The organism is Aeromonas enterica, from assembly GCF_054052465.1.
The window spans coordinates 1-12,654 of record NZ_JBSTYL010000013.1 but is presented as its reverse complement, the minus strand read 5'-3'; the positions used below and the strand labels follow the sequence as shown (position 1 = coordinate 12,654).

12 protein-coding genes and 1 riboswitch are annotated in these 12,654 nt (G+C 61.3%); of the genes, 7 read left to right on the top strand and 5 right to left on the bottom strand.

The genetic code is table 11. The annotated features are described in order from the left end of the window. Positions 1 to 67: 67 nt before the first annotated feature. The 4 genes from leuE (at position 68) to ACW5XD_RS14150 (ending at position 4,720) form a co-directional block, all read left to right on the top strand. On the top strand, positions 68 to 706 hold the full coding sequence (gene leuE / locus ACW5XD_RS14165) for a leucine efflux protein LeuE (protein WP_456495430.1): 639 nt from the start codon (positions 68 to 70) through the stop codon (positions 704 to 706). 229 nt (positions 707 to 935) lie between these two features. Continuing rightward, positions 936 to 2,609, top strand: a complete 1,674-nt coding sequence (locus tag ACW5XD_RS14160) for a LytS/YhcK type 5TM receptor domain-containing protein (protein ID WP_456495429.1) — start codon at positions 936 to 938, stop codon at positions 2,607 to 2,609. A 79-nt stretch (positions 2,610 to 2,688) separates the two neighbouring features. After that, a complete protein-coding gene (locus ACW5XD_RS14155) occupies positions 2,689 to 3,420 on the top strand; it encodes a LytR/AlgR family response regulator transcription factor (RefSeq protein ID WP_456495428.1) in 732 nt (243 codons plus the stop codon). 109 nt (positions 3,421 to 3,529) lie between these two features. Then, positions 3,530 to 4,720: an L-lactate MFS transporter gene (locus ACW5XD_RS14150; protein WP_456495427.1), complete on the top strand. Its 1,191-nt coding sequence runs from the start codon at positions 3,530 to 3,532 to the stop codon at positions 4,718 to 4,720. A 74-nt stretch (positions 4,721 to 4,794) separates the two neighbouring features. Here ACW5XD_RS14150 and ACW5XD_RS14145 read toward each other — a convergent pair whose 3' ends face one another. The 4 genes from ACW5XD_RS14145 to ACW5XD_RS14130 all read right to left on the bottom strand — a co-directional run bounded on the left by ACW5XD_RS14145 (position 4,795) and on the right by ACW5XD_RS14130 (position 7,722). Continuing rightward, a complete protein-coding gene (locus ACW5XD_RS14145; RefSeq protein WP_456495426.1) occupies positions 4,795 to 5,919 on the bottom strand; it encodes a 5-(carboxyamino)imidazole ribonucleotide synthase in 1,125 nt (374 codons plus the stop codon). After that, positions 5,916 to 6,425: a 5-(carboxyamino)imidazole ribonucleotide mutase gene (purE, locus tag ACW5XD_RS14140; protein ID WP_456495425.1), complete on the bottom strand. Its 510-nt coding sequence runs from the start codon at positions 6,423 to 6,425 to the stop codon at positions 5,916 to 5,918. The genes ACW5XD_RS14145 and purE overlap by 4 nt, the downstream gene beginning before the upstream one ends. 63 nt (positions 6,426 to 6,488) lie before the next feature. Continuing rightward, on the bottom strand, positions 6,489 to 6,791 hold the full coding sequence (locus ACW5XD_RS14135; protein WP_005306985.1) for a P-II family nitrogen regulator: 303 nt from the start codon (positions 6,789 to 6,791) through the stop codon (positions 6,489 to 6,491). Between the two features lie 4 nt (positions 6,792 to 6,795). After that, the gene (locus ACW5XD_RS14130) at positions 6,796 to 7,722 is read right to left on the bottom strand and encodes a sodium-dependent bicarbonate transport family permease (RefSeq protein ID WP_005306982.1); all 927 of its coding nucleotides are present in this window, start codon (positions 7,720 to 7,722) and stop codon (positions 6,796 to 6,798) included. Positions 7,723 to 7,833: 111 nt separating this feature from the next. On the opposite strand from ACW5XD_RS14130, the gene ACW5XD_RS14125 reads away from it, so the two are divergent. From ACW5XD_RS14125 to murI, 3 genes are all read left to right on the top strand, one after another. After that, positions 7,834 to 8,736: a LysR family transcriptional regulator gene (locus tag ACW5XD_RS14125; RefSeq protein ID WP_456495424.1), complete on the top strand. Its 903-nt coding sequence runs from the start codon at positions 7,834 to 7,836 to the stop codon at positions 8,734 to 8,736. 35 nt (positions 8,737 to 8,771) lie between these two features. Then, positions 8,772 to 8,949: riboswitch (cobalamin riboswitch) on the top strand. A gap of 52 nt (positions 8,950 to 9,001) precedes the next feature. After that, on the top strand, positions 9,002 to 10,867 hold the full coding sequence (locus tag ACW5XD_RS14120) for a TonB-dependent receptor domain-containing protein (protein WP_456495423.1): 1,866 nt from the start codon (positions 9,002 to 9,004) through the stop codon (positions 10,865 to 10,867). A gap of 108 nt (positions 10,868 to 10,975) precedes the next feature. Further along, a complete protein-coding gene (gene murI, locus ACW5XD_RS14115) occupies positions 10,976 to 11,767 on the top strand; it encodes a glutamate racemase (protein WP_456495422.1) in 792 nt (263 codons plus the stop codon). 18 nt (positions 11,768 to 11,785) lie between these two features. On the opposite strand, the gene ACW5XD_RS14110 is transcribed toward murI, so the two are convergent. Beyond that, positions 11,786 to 12,277 carry an RNA recognition motif domain-containing protein gene (locus ACW5XD_RS14110; protein ID WP_456495421.1) on the bottom strand — a complete coding sequence of 164 codons (492 nt, stop codon included), beginning with the start codon at positions 12,275 to 12,277 and terminating at the stop codon, positions 11,786 to 11,788. Positions 12,278 to 12,654 lie beyond the last annotated feature (377 nt).

Genomic DNA, 12,654 nt, shown 5'->3' with positions numbered 1-12,654 from the left:
GGACGGCGGATTAGTATGGAAATCTTGCCGCAGCGCTAACCGGGTCAGCACCCGCCATGGAGAGAACATGTTCGAAAGCCTGGGAGTCATCAACGTCTGGACCTATCTGGTCGGGCTCTTCTTCATCATTATAGCGCCGGGCCCCAACTCCCTTTATGTGCTGCGCACCGGGGCGAGCCGTGGCGTCGGGCCCGGTTATCGGGCTGCGCTTGGCGTCTTCGTCGGCGATGCCATCCTGATCTTCTGCGCCTATCTGGGCATCGCCTCCCTCATCCGCACCACCCCCTTGCTGTTCACCTTGGTGCGTTATCTGGGCGCCATCTACCTGCTCTACCTGGGGGTCAAGATAGTGCACGCCAACTTCATCGCCAGAAAGGCGGGGCAGGAGTCGGCGGTGGATCCGGGGGAGCGTTACTTCACCAAGGCTCTGACCCTGAGCCTCACCAATCCCAAGGCGATCCTGTTTTACGTTTCCTTCTTCGTGCAGTTCATCGACTTCAGTTATGCCCACACCTGGCTCTCCTACCTGGTGCTGGCCGGCATGCTGGAGGCCATGAGCTTCGTCTATCTGACCCTGCTGATCTTCGGCGGCACCCTGATGGCGCGCTTCTTCCACCAGCGTCAAACCGCTGCCCGGCTCGGCAATGGCCTCATCGGCCTCTTCTTCATGGGATTTGCCGCCCGGCTGGCGACCCTGTCGTCCTGAATTCGGCTTCTGAGCGTCAGTTTCGGGCTTGGTGGATACATCCATATGTGTCACGCCGTCCGCGTGTCACCCTCATTCGGCCAACTGAGGTAAACTATTGCACCCGATGAGGGGCTGCCTTCTCCGGGTCTCGTGGCATGGGCATAATCCCGGGCTTGATCGGAATCAGCAGTCCCCGGATCGATACGTTCTATCGTGCGCCCCTTGTGGTCACAGGCCGGAGAGCCCCATGCTCGAAAATCAGATGATGTTATTGGCGGTATTCGAACGGGCGGCGTTGATGCTGATGACCCTGTTCTTTCTGACCCGCACCCGGCCGTTCCAGCGGCTGTTCCAGAAACGGGATCACACCCCGGCGGAGCTGGTGCTGGTCGCCTCCATCTTCGGCCTGTTCGCCGTATTCAGTACCTACACCGGCATTCCGGTAGAGGGGGCGCTGATCAACGTGCGGATCATCGCCATCATCTCGGGCGGCATCCTGTTTGGTCCCTGGGTCGGCATTCCGGCCGGGGTCATCTCCGGTCTGCACCGCTATCTCATCGACATGGATGGCCACACCTCGATCCCTTGTCTCATCGCCAGCATCATCGCCGGCCTGCTTGCCACCTGGTTGCACCTGCGCTGCCGCAAGTCGCGACTCTGGCTCTACGGCATACTGGCGGGCATGTTTTGCGAGGGGTTGACCATGTTGCTGATCTGGCTGTTGACCGAACCCCATGAGGTAGGGGTGGAGATCGTCAGCCACATCGCCTATCCGATGATCGCCGGGGCGCTCTGCATCGGGCTCATCATCAAGCTGGTGCAGGATCTGGATGACGAGAAGGAGCTGATTGCCGCCAAGCAGGCCAAGCTGGCTCTGGATATCGCCAACAAGACGCTGCCCTTCTTCCAGAAGGTCGATCGCCACTCCCTCGGCCAGGTGTGCGGCGTCATCTGCAACGAGATCCATGCCGATGCGGTGGCCATCACGGATACTCGCGACGTGCTGGCCTACGTGGGGGTGGGCAAGGATTACTATGAGCTGGACGAGCACCACGCCATCAGCGACATGACCCAGCGGGCCGTGCTGCTGGACCAGATCATCATCAACAACGATCTGCGCCAGTATCATCTGTCAGATTTTCATTCCGTCATCATCATCCCGCTGCGGGAAAACGGCGCCGTCAGCGGCACCCTCAAGATCTACTACCGCCGCACCCACAGCATCACCAGTTCGCTGCGGGAGATGGCGGTGGGCCTCTCCCAGCTCATCTCCACCCAGATGGAGGTGTCGCGCATCGAGCAGCTCAAGGAGATGACCCGCAAGGCGGAGTTCACCGCGTTGCAGAGCAAGATCAACCCGCACTTCCTGTTCAATGCCCTCAACGCCATCTCGTCGTTGATCCGCATCCGGCCCCAGCAGGCGCGCCAGCTCATTGCCAATCTGGCGGACTACCTGCGCTACAACCTCAACAAGGGGGATGAGCTGATCGACATTCAGGAAGAGCTGCAGCAGGTGCGCGACTACGTGGCCATCGAGCAGGCCCGCTTCGGCGACAAGCTGGAGGTGGTGTTCGAGGTGGACGACGTCCACATCCAGGTGCCGAGCCTGCTGTTGCAGCCGCTGGTGGAAAACGCCATCCTGCACGGCATCCAGCCCCGCAGTGCGCCGGGCCGCGTCACTATCGAGGTAAAGCAACTGGCGGGTGGCATCCGGGTGGCGGTGCGCGATACCGGCTATGGCATCAGTCAGGCGGTGATCGACGGGGTGGCCGCCGGTCGGGTGGAGAGCCGCAGCATAGGCCTGATGAACGTTCATCAGCGGGTCAAGCTGCTGTACGGTGACGGCCTGCAGCTCAGACGACTGGAGCCGGGTACCGAAGTCTGTTTCTATCTGCCGGATCAGGAGGCGATGCCATGTTGAGAGATATCACGGTTGAGGACGAGTCTCTGACTCTAGAGGCGCCGTTGGCCTGTTCCTCTTCCCATCAGGGGGCAATGCCATGCTGAAAGCCATCATAGTGGAAGACGAATATCTGGCTCGCGAGGAGCTGATCTATCTGGTGAACCAGCACAGCCAGATCGAGATAGTGGCAAGCTTCGAGGATGGGCTGGAGGCGTTCAAGTACCTGCAGGATCACGAGGTGGACGTGGTGTTCCTGGATATCCAGATCCCCTCCATCGACGGCCTGCTGCTGGCCAAGAACCTGCACAAGTCGAGCCATCCGCCCCACATCGTCTTCGTCACCGCCTACAAGGAGTTTGCGGTGGAGGCGTTCGAGTTGGAGGCGTTCGACTACATCCTCAAGCCCTACAACGAGCCGCGCATCATCCATCTGCTGCAAAAGCTCGAGCATGCGGGCAAGTCGCAGGCGGGACAGGGGAGCGAGCCGGGTACGCCGCACAATCGCACCGTCAATCTGGTGAAGGGGGAGCGCATCATAGTCACTCCCTGCGAACAGATTTACTACGCGGAAGCGGACGAGAAGCTCACCCATGTCTACACCCGCACCGATCGTTACGTGATGACCATGGCCCTCAGCGAGTTTGTCAGCCGCTTGCCGGCGGAGGGCTTCTTTCGCTGCCACAGATCCTACTGCGTCAACATCAACAAGATCCGCGAGATAGTGCCCTGGTTCAACAGCACCTATCTCATCCGGCTCCATGATCTGCCGTTCGAGGTGCCGGTTAGCCGCAGCAACATCAAGGCGTTCCGTCAGCTGATGCGGCTCTGATTGTCATTCATTCCCGCCGATCTGCATTTCATGCCTTAATCGATCGGCGCGAGCTGCGTCTTGCCTATAGTGGCCTCAATTTCCTTAAGGCCATCGACCGAGACGCATCATGACCAAAGAGATGAACCGCACCCGCTACCTCACCCTGTTGGGGACCATCATCACCCAGTTTGCACTGGGTTCTGTCTACACCTGGAGCCTGTTCAACGCCCAGCTCTCCGACAAGCTGGACGAGCCGGTGAGTCAGGTCGCCTTCGCCTTTGGTCTGCTCAGCCTCTCGCTGGCAGTCGCCTCCTCTCTGGCGGGCAAGCTGCAGGAGCGGTTCGGGGTGCGCAACGTCACTCTGGGTGCTGGCGTTCTGCTCGGCATCGGCTTCTTCCTCACCGCCCACGCCAGCAATCTGGCGATGCTCTACCTCTGCGCGGGCATTCTGGTCGGTTTTGCCGACGGGACCGGTTACCTGATGACCCTCTCCAACTGCGTGAAGTGGTTCCCGGAGCGCAAGGGCCTCATCTCCGCCTGCTCCATCGGTGCCTATGGCCTCGGTAGTCTCGGTTTCAAATATATCAACCTGCTGCTGCTCTCCAGCTCCGGCCTTGAGACCACCTTCCAGCTGTGGGGGCTGATCGCCATGTCCATGGTGCTGGTGGGTGGCATGTTGATGAAGGATGCGCCCAAGCAGGCCACCTCCGTTCAGCAGAGCGAAAGCCGCGACTTCACCCTGGCCGAGGCGATGCGCAAGCCGCAGTACTGGATGCTGGCGCTGATGTTCCTCACCGCCTGCATGAGCGGTCTCTATGTCATCGGCGTGGCCAAGGATATCGGCGAGAACATGGTGGGTCTGTCGACTGCAGTTGCCGCCAATGCGGTCGCCATCATCGCCATGGCCAACCTGGGTGGCCGGCTGGTGCTGGGGATCCTCTCCGACAAGATGTCCCGTATCCGGGTCATCACCATCGCCCAGCTGATTACCCTGGCGGGTATGGTGCTGCTGCTGTTCGTGCCGCTCAACGCCAACCTCTTCTTCGTGGCGGTCGCCTGTGTGGCATTCAGCTTCGGCGGTACCATCACCGTCTACCCCTCGCTGGTGAGCGACTTCTTCGGTCTCAACAACCTGACCAAGAACTACGGCGTCATCTATCTGGGCTTTGGTCTCGGCAGCATCATCGGCTCCATCGTGGCCTCCCTGTTTGGCGGCTTCATGGCAACCTTCAACCTGATCCTGGTATTGCTGGTGGTGGCGCTGGTGCTCTCCCTCACCATCCGCCTGCCGGCGCCGGTATCGGTCGAGCGGGCCTGATCACCCGCCTGTCGCAGCAAGCAATGAAAAGACCCGGGCCTGGCCCGGGTCTTTTTTTGTGCGCGGTTAAGCGCTCAGCGTGGCGGCAGCCCCAACAGCTGGCGTACCCGGTGGCAGGTCTCTTCCACCGTCGGCCAGTCTGCGGCTGTGATGGTGACATGGCCCATCTTGCGGCCGGGGCGGGGTTCACCCTTGCCGTAGAGGTGCAGATGCACGCCGGGCAGTGCCAGCAAGGCGGCCCAGTCTGGCGTGCCGGCCTGCCAGAGATCCCCCAGCAGGTTGAGCAGCATGGCGGGGCGCACGGCGATCCGGGCGGGCAGCGGCAGATCGCACAGGGCGCGCACCTGCAGTTCGAACTGGCTGCACTCGGCGTTGTCGAGGCTGGGGTGGCCCGAGTTGTGGGGGCGTGGCGCCAGCTCGTTGACCAGCAGCCGTCCCTCCACCAGAAAGAACTCCACCGTCAGCACGCCGACATAGCCGAGGGCGGCGATCAGCTGCTCGGCGATGCGTCTGGCGTCGGCTTCCAGCGCCGGCACATTGGCCGGGGAGCGGGTCTGATCGAGAATGCCGCCGCTGTGCCAGTTCTGCACCAGCGGCAGGGCGCTGATGGCGCCGCTCGGGCTGCGGGCCAGGGTCAGGGCAAACTCCCCCTCCAGCGCCAGCCGTTTCTCCAGCACGCAGGGGACGCCACTGGCGGCCAGCGCTGCCGGCAGCTGGTCGGCGGCCTGAATGGTCCACTGGCCTTTGCCGTCGTACCCCTCGCGGGCGGTCTTGAGGATGGCGGGGAAGAGGGAGGCAGGCAGCGCCTGTAGTGGCTCGCCCGGCTGCAGGGTCTGGTTGGGGGCAACAGGTACACCGGCGCGGGCCAGAAAGGCTTTTTCCTCCCGTCGATCCTGACAGATGCTGACTGAGCTGGCCGCCGGGCGTACCGGCTGGCACTGCTCCAGCAGGGCCAGGGCGGTGGCCGGCACGTTCTCGAACTCGCAGGTGACGGCGGCGCAGCGGCCAGCCAGATCGTGCAGGGCGGTCGGGTCGTCATAGGCGGCAACAATATGGTGATCGGCTGCCGCACCGGCGATGCTGGCGGGATCGGGGTCCAGCACCACCACCTTGTAGCCGAGCCGGTGGGCGGCCATCACGAAGTAGCGGCCGAGCTGGCCGCCCCCCAACATGCCGAGGGTGGCGGGTGGCAGTATCATGCCGGGTCCTCCAGCGTGAGGGCCAGCACCCGGTCGCGTTCGTTGGCGCGAAAGCCGTCGAGCTGCTGCTGATAGCGGGGGGCATCGCCGTCTTGCGCGACGGAGAGCAGGGAGACCGCGAACAGGCCGGCGTTGGCGGCGCCCGCCTCGCCGATGGCGAAGGTGGCGACCGGCACCCCCTTGGGCATCTGGACGATGGAGAGCAGGGAGTCCATCCCCTTGAGCTGGCGGGTCGGGATGGGCACACCCAGCACCGGAATGGTGGTCTTGGCGGCCACCATGCCCGGCAGGTGGGCGGCGCCGCCAGCCCCGGCGATGATGGCGCACAGACCACGCTCACGGGCGCTGGCGGCATATTCGAACAGCAGATCCGGGGTGCGGTGGGCCGAGACCACGCGCGCCTCGTAGGGGACGCCATGCTCCTTGAGGATGCGGGCGGCGGCCTGCATCACGGGCCAGTCGGAGTCGGATCCCATTACCAGGCCGATCAGGGGAGGGGTATTCATGGCTGATGACTCCTTGCAGTCAAACGTTTGTCTCTGGTTGGCAAAAAGAGCCGGCAAGCCGGCTCAGAATTTTTCGGGTCGCACGATTTCGACCGGTTGCAAAAAGGCGACCATGGCATAGTCGGGGTAGTAGCGACTCTGCAGGTGGGCGAGCAGGCGTTCCGCCTGTTCGCGGCTGCAGATCGCCTCCAGCCGGATGTTGCCGCTCTCGCTCCAACTGGCATTGCGCTCACCGTGGTCGCCGCGGCCTCTGGCATCGGTGATGGTGTAGCCGCGCAGCCCCTCGCGGGTGAGGGTGCGCAGCAGGGTGGGTTCCAGGTTCGCTTCCGTGATGACGGTGAGCAGGGTGCGGATCTCGGTCTGCATGTGGCTACTCCGTGAAGTGACGGGCCCAGCTGTGGTAGAGCGGGATCCCCAGCATGATGTTGAACGGGAAGGTGACCCCCAGCACGGCGCTGAGCGACAGGCCCGGATTGGCCTGAGGGACGGCGATGCGCATGGTGGCCGGCACGGCGATATAGGAGGCGCTGGCTGCCAGGGTAGCCAGCAGGGTCAGGCCACCGAGAGAGAGCCCCATCAGCTGGCCGATCACCAGGCCCAGGCCCGCCGAGGCAAGCGGCATCAGCAGGGCGAAGCCGAGCAGGAACAGACCGTGACGGCGCAGGTCCTGGCACTGGCGGGCGACGATGAGGCCCATCTCCAGCAGGAACAGCGCCAGCGCCCCCTTGAACAGGTCGACAAACAGGGGTTTGAGCGGGGCAATCCCGTCGGGACCGGCCAGATAGCCGATGGCCATGCCGCCGAGCAGCAGGGTGACCCCCTTGCCGAGGAAGGTTTCATGGGCCAGCCGGCGCCAGCGGGTCTGCCGGCTCACTCCCTGGGCCAGCACGATGCCGACCAGGATGGCGGGGATCTCCATCACCGCCAGGAAGATGGAGAGCTGTGATTCGAAGCTGATGCCGCGCTCGGTCAGCCAGTTCACCCCGACCGCAAAGGTCGCCACGCTGACCGAGCCGTAGTGGGCGGCGGTGGCGGCGGCATCGACCCGGTTCATCTTGAGGCGCAGCACGGCAAACCCGGCCAGGGTCTGCAGCATGCCGAGCAGGATCACCAGTGCCAGTTGCGGTAATAACGGTTGCAGCGATTGCTGCGCCAGGCCGACGCCGCCCTTGAGGCCGATGGCCAGCAACAGAAAGAGGGAGAGAGTATCGTAGAGCGCGGGTGGCAGCTTGAGCTCGGAGCGCACCAGACCGGCCAGCAGGCCAAACAGGAAAAAGAGTACAACAACATCCAGCATGGGAGTTCGCAGGAGGCAATTCACAGGGTGGTTGCATGCTAGAGTGCAAGATGTTTCGATAAAATCAGATTTTGATTGATGATTGTTCGGTAGAAACTGATAAGGGACCCGATGCTCAACTACAAACAGCTCTATTACTTCTGGCATGTGGCGCGCAGCGGTAGTGTGACGCGGGCCGCCGAGCAGTTGCACCTTACGCCGCAGACTGTCAGCGGTCAGGTCGCGGAGCTGGAGCTCTCCCTCGGGGTGGCGCTGTTCAACCGGGTGGGCAGGCGGCTTGCCCTGACCGCCGCCGGTCGTCAGGCACTCGAACAGGCGGGTGCCATCTTCTCGCTCGGTGCCGATCTCGAGCACACCCTGCGCCATGCCAGCCAGGAGCTGACCATGCAGGTGGGGATCGCCGACTCCGTACCTCGTACCCTGGCATTCGAGCTGCTGGCTCCTGCTATGGTGCTGGCGACCCCGCTGCGACTGGTTTGCCATGAAGAGCGGGCCGAGCTGTTGTTCAGCGAGCTGGCCAGGCACAAGCTGGATATGGTGCTGATCGATCGTCCGTTGCCGCCCGACAGTGGCGTGCGTGGCCATAATCACGAGCTGGGGCGCAGCCCGTTGGCGCTGTTTGCCAGTCCTGAGCTGGCCGCACGGGCGCGCCAGGGATTTCCCGCTTCCCTTGAGGGGTTGCCTCTGCTCATTCCGGGGGAGAAGTCGGCGACCCATGATCGTCTGCTGGCCTGGTATCACCAACAGGGAATCCATCCCCATCTGGTCGGCCAGTTCGACGACTCGACCCTGATGAAGTCATTCGGCAAGGCGGGGATGGGAATCTTCCCGGCGCCGCTGGCCATGGCCGACGAGATCGGACGGATCTATGGTGTCGAACGAATTGCCACCCTGTCCGAGGTCACCCTCTCCTACTATCTGGTGTCGGCCGGTCGTCATCTCTCCCATCCCGGTGTACTGGCGGTGATGGAGGGGGCGAAGCAGCGGCTGGCGGCATTGGGAAACAGAAAATAGAAATCTGGATGGCTATACATCCGGCTTTGCTCTTCTTATAATCCCCGCGCTTTGGCGCATCATGCTTAATAGGGAATCCGGTGAAAATCCGGAGCTGGCGCGCAGCGGTAAGGGGGAACGAAGCGACATCAGGGCACTGCCGTCAGGTGGGAAGCCGTCGCCGTAGGCCATCAGCCCCCCAGCCCGAAGACCTGCCAAAGTTCGTATTTCGGGCCGAGAGAAACCGGCCACGAAGTAGATGCTTACGCGAACTTAAGGATCTCTCATGTCCAAGAAATTATTGGTGGCTGCCCTGTTGCCAACGGCGGCCTTCGCCCAACAGCTGACCATTCCTGTCAATCCCACCATGGTGGTGACTGCCACCCGCGTCGCCCAACCCGCTTCCAGCGTGCTGGCCCCTGTCAATGTAGTGACCCGGGACGAGATAGATCGCCTGCAAGCCCAGACGGTGACCGATGTGGTCAAGACCCTGCCCGGAGTTGAGGTTGTCAGCAATGGTGGCCGCGGCCAGATGAGCTCGCTGCGAGTTCGCGGCGGCACATCTTCCCAGACGCTGGTGCTGGTGGATGGGGTGCGTAGCGCCTCCCTGACCGCCGGGATGACCGAGCTCAACAACCTGCCGCTCAATCAGGTGGAGCGTATCGAATACATCCGTGGCCCGCGCGCCACCATCTATGGTTCCGACGCCATCGGCGGGGTGATCAACATCATTACCCGCCCGGACCAGGGCACCAATCAGCACAAATTCAATGTGGGTGCCGGTTCCCATCAGCAGCGCCAGGCTTCTTTCAGCAGCGCCAGCCAGGTAGGCGAAGCGGGTCAGCTCAAGGTTGCCGGTGGTTTTGATGACGAGTCAGGCTACAACGTGCATCCTATTGCCGGTGTGAATGATGGCGATCGCCACGGCCACCGCGGTTATAACGCGATGCTGGACTATCAGCAGGCGCTTACCAGCAATTGGGATCTGTTCGGGACGACCCGCTGGTTCCGCAACATCGCCCAGTACGACCGATCCTCTGCGGCTTCTGCCTGGGGCCCGGCTTTCCATCAGCGCAACGAAACCTGGACGGAAAACCAGAGTTACCAGCTGGGATCTCGTTATCACGATGATCGTTACCTGAGCGAACTGCGCGGGGCCTTCTCCAAGCAGGATGCCTATGACTACCCGGATACCAGTGGCCGTGATCAGGCCACTGACCGGCTCTATACCCGCCAATACACTCTGAACTGGGTCAACAGCGTCAAGCTGGACGAGAGCTGGACCTTGGGCGGTGGTGCCGACTGGCAGCGCGACATGCTGGATGATCGTTCCCGCTCCTCGGGTACCGCTTTCCCAGCCGATGCCACTGATCGTGACAACACCGGGCTCTATGCCCTGGCCCAGTTTGACAACAAGGTGTGGCAGGCCGAGCTGAGCGGCCGCAGCGACGACAACGAACAGTTTGGCCGTCACAACACCTGGCAGACCGGGGCAGGCTGGCGCTTTGTGGAGGATTACCGCCTGAGTGCCCGTTATGGCACCGGCTTCCGTGCTCCTTCCCTCAATGACCTTTACTATCCGGGTTCCGGCAATCCGAACTTGAAGCCGGAAGAGTCGAAGAGCAGCGAGCTGATGCTGGATGGCCAGAGCGCCGGTGTAGAGTGGCGAGTGACCGGTTATCGCAACGACTTCGAGCAGATGATCCAGTGGGCACCCGATGATCAGGACATGTGGACGCCACAAAACGTCGGCAAGGCACGAATTGAAGGGGTCGAACTGGAAGGGGAGTTCGATACTGGTTGGCTGAGTCACCGGGTATCTGCCGAGTACAAGGATCCCAAGGACAAGGTCACCGACAAGCAACTGCAGCTGATCTCCCGCAAAGGGGCCAAGTGGGTGACTCAGGCACAGTGGCAACAGTTTGACGGCTCGTTGAGCTGGATCTATCAGGGGGAGCGCTATGGTGACGCCGCCAATACAACTCAACTGGGTGGTTACAGCGTCTGGAATCTGGCGATGGGTTACAAGATCACGCCTGCCTGGAAGGTCTCCGGCAAGATCAACAACCTGTTGGACAAGGAGTACCAGACTTCGGTGGGCTACCCGGCCGACGAGCGTGCCTACTACGTGACAGTGGATTACTCACTCTAAACCATGGCTGCATGGTAGAAAAATCAAGGGCCCTGCCATGTGCAGGGCCTTTTCTATTGGTGGTTGGCGGGAGTATGATCGCCGCCTTGCACCACAGGGGGAGGTTAGGTGGCCAATATTCTAGTGTTCGACTCCGGCATGGGTGGCTTGACCATCTATCGCGAGATCCGCCGTGCGCTACCGGCACACAACTACTTCTATTGTTTCGACAACGCCAACTTCCCCTATGGCGAGCTGAGCGAGGCTTCACTCATTGCAGCCTGCACCCGGCTGGTTAGTCACATGGTGGCCGAGCATGCCATCGACCTGGTGGTGATTGCCTGCAATACGGCCAGCACCATAGCCCTGCCATCCTTGCGGGCTGCCCTGACCATTCCGGTTGTTGGCGTGGTGCCTGCTATCAAACCGGCTGCCGCCTTGACCCAAAATGGCTGTATCGGTCTGCTGGCGACCCCGGGCACCGTCAGCCGTGAATATACTCACCACCTTATTACCCAGTTTGCTCCGGGCAAGCGGGTGTTGCTCAAGGGCGCGACTGAACTGGTCATCGAAGCCGAGCACAAGCTGGCGGGACGACCGGTAAACATGGCGTTGCTGCAGGAGGTGCTGGTGGACTGGATGGAAGGAGAGGAAAGGCCTGATACGCTGGTGCTGGGCTGCACCCACTTTCCGCTGCTCAATGACGAGATCCGACAGCTGATGCCAGGATGTCAGCTGGTGGATTCAGGGAACGCAGTGGCAAGACGGGTTACACATCTATTGACGCCTATTGCTGAGAAACCTGATCAAGCCGTGGTGCAGGCCAGGGCCTATTGCACCCGGTTGGATACAGAAGCCCAAAAACTGACAGCCCCCTTGCAAGCTTGGGGGCTGTCATCACTCGAAGAAGTCAGGTTCTAGCGGACGTCTGGTCAGCGATCAGGCGTCAACCTCAGTGCCTTCTCGTTCATCTTTATCCCGCTTGTCATTGGCTTCGCGTACCTTGAGGGTGCGCTGCTGATACTCCTTGTCGTTGAGTGCGGCGATGGCTTTGGCGGCGTCGGCGGCAGGCATCTCCACGAAACCAAACCCTCTGCGCTTGCCGGTAGCCTTGTCCTTCATCAAACGGACAGAGATCACCTGACCTTGTTCGGCAAACAGCTCGCGTACGGCAATCTCGTTGGCACGGTATGGCAGATTGCCTACATATAAGGTGCAAGTCTCTTGGCCGGAGACCAGTTCGGCGGTGGCGGCAGGTGTCCGCTTAAGGAGCAGCGGCACGATGAAACCACCAATGGCCAGACCCACAGCAAAAATCACTTCGGCTTTCAAAGAAAACTGCAGAGCCTGGGCAACCAGATAACCAACCAGCGCCAATACCAGAGCGAGGATGGCCGCCTGCACATAAACGGGAAACTTGGATAAATTCATCTTTAAAGACCTTTTGTAAATGAAAGCAAAAAAGGTGCAACACTCTATTCACCTCCATGGTAACCAGCTTTCCAGCTGGGCGCTACCATGGACCACTTGGGACACATTATCCGTTCCAGTATGGCATCCCCTAATGGGGGAAGACCCACTTAAATGATGATAAAACAGGACTGAAATCATCGGCTTGTGGATAACACTGTATATATACACTGAGTAAGCTGTTTCTAATTGGATATTTTGAAGTTTCCGTGACTTTCTTCAAAAAAAGCCTTGTCATCCCGAAGCCGCTCCCTATAATGCGCCCCTACCAGCACGGCGGAGCACGCCGGACTGATGAGCCAGCTTCCTTGTGAAGCCGGCGCCGAAAGAAAAGCGAA

Excerpts from the sequence above, each read along its gene's own strand:
- leuE (WP_456495430.1), top strand. The coding sequence starts at position 68 with ATGTTCGAAAGCCTGGGAGTCATCAACGTCTGGACCTATCTGGTCGGG.
- ACW5XD_RS14160 (WP_456495429.1), top strand. The coding sequence starts at position 936 with ATGCTCGAAAATCAGATGATGTTATTGGCGGTATTCGAACGGGCGGCG.
- ACW5XD_RS14155 (WP_456495428.1), top strand. The coding sequence starts at position 2,689 with ATGCTGAAAGCCATCATAGTGGAAGACGAATATCTGGCTCGCGAGGAG.
- ACW5XD_RS14150 (WP_456495427.1), top strand. The coding sequence starts at position 3,530 with ATGACCAAAGAGATGAACCGCACCCGCTACCTCACCCTGTTGGGGACC.
- ACW5XD_RS14145 (WP_456495426.1), bottom strand. The coding sequence starts at position 5,919 with ATGATACTGCCACCCGCCACCCTCGGCATGTTGGGGGGCGGCCAGCTC.
- purE (WP_456495425.1), bottom strand. The coding sequence starts at position 6,425 with ATGAATACCCCTCCCCTGATCGGCCTGGTAATGGGATCCGACTCCGAC.
- ACW5XD_RS14135 (WP_005306985.1), bottom strand. The coding sequence starts at position 6,791 with ATGCAGACCGAGATCCGCACCCTGCTCACCGTCATCACGGAAGCGAAC.
- ACW5XD_RS14130 (WP_005306982.1), bottom strand. The coding sequence starts at position 7,722 with ATGCTGGATGTTGTTGTACTCTTTTTCCTGTTTGGCCTGCTGGCCGGT.
- ACW5XD_RS14125 (WP_456495424.1), top strand. The coding sequence starts at position 7,834 with ATGCTCAACTACAAACAGCTCTATTACTTCTGGCATGTGGCGCGCAGC.
- ACW5XD_RS14120 (WP_456495423.1), top strand. The coding sequence starts at position 9,002 with ATGTCCAAGAAATTATTGGTGGCTGCCCTGTTGCCAACGGCGGCCTTC.
- ACW5XD_RS14110 (WP_456495421.1), bottom strand. The coding sequence starts at position 12,277 with ATGAATTTATCCAAGTTTCCCGTTTATGTGCAGGCGGCCATCCTCGCT.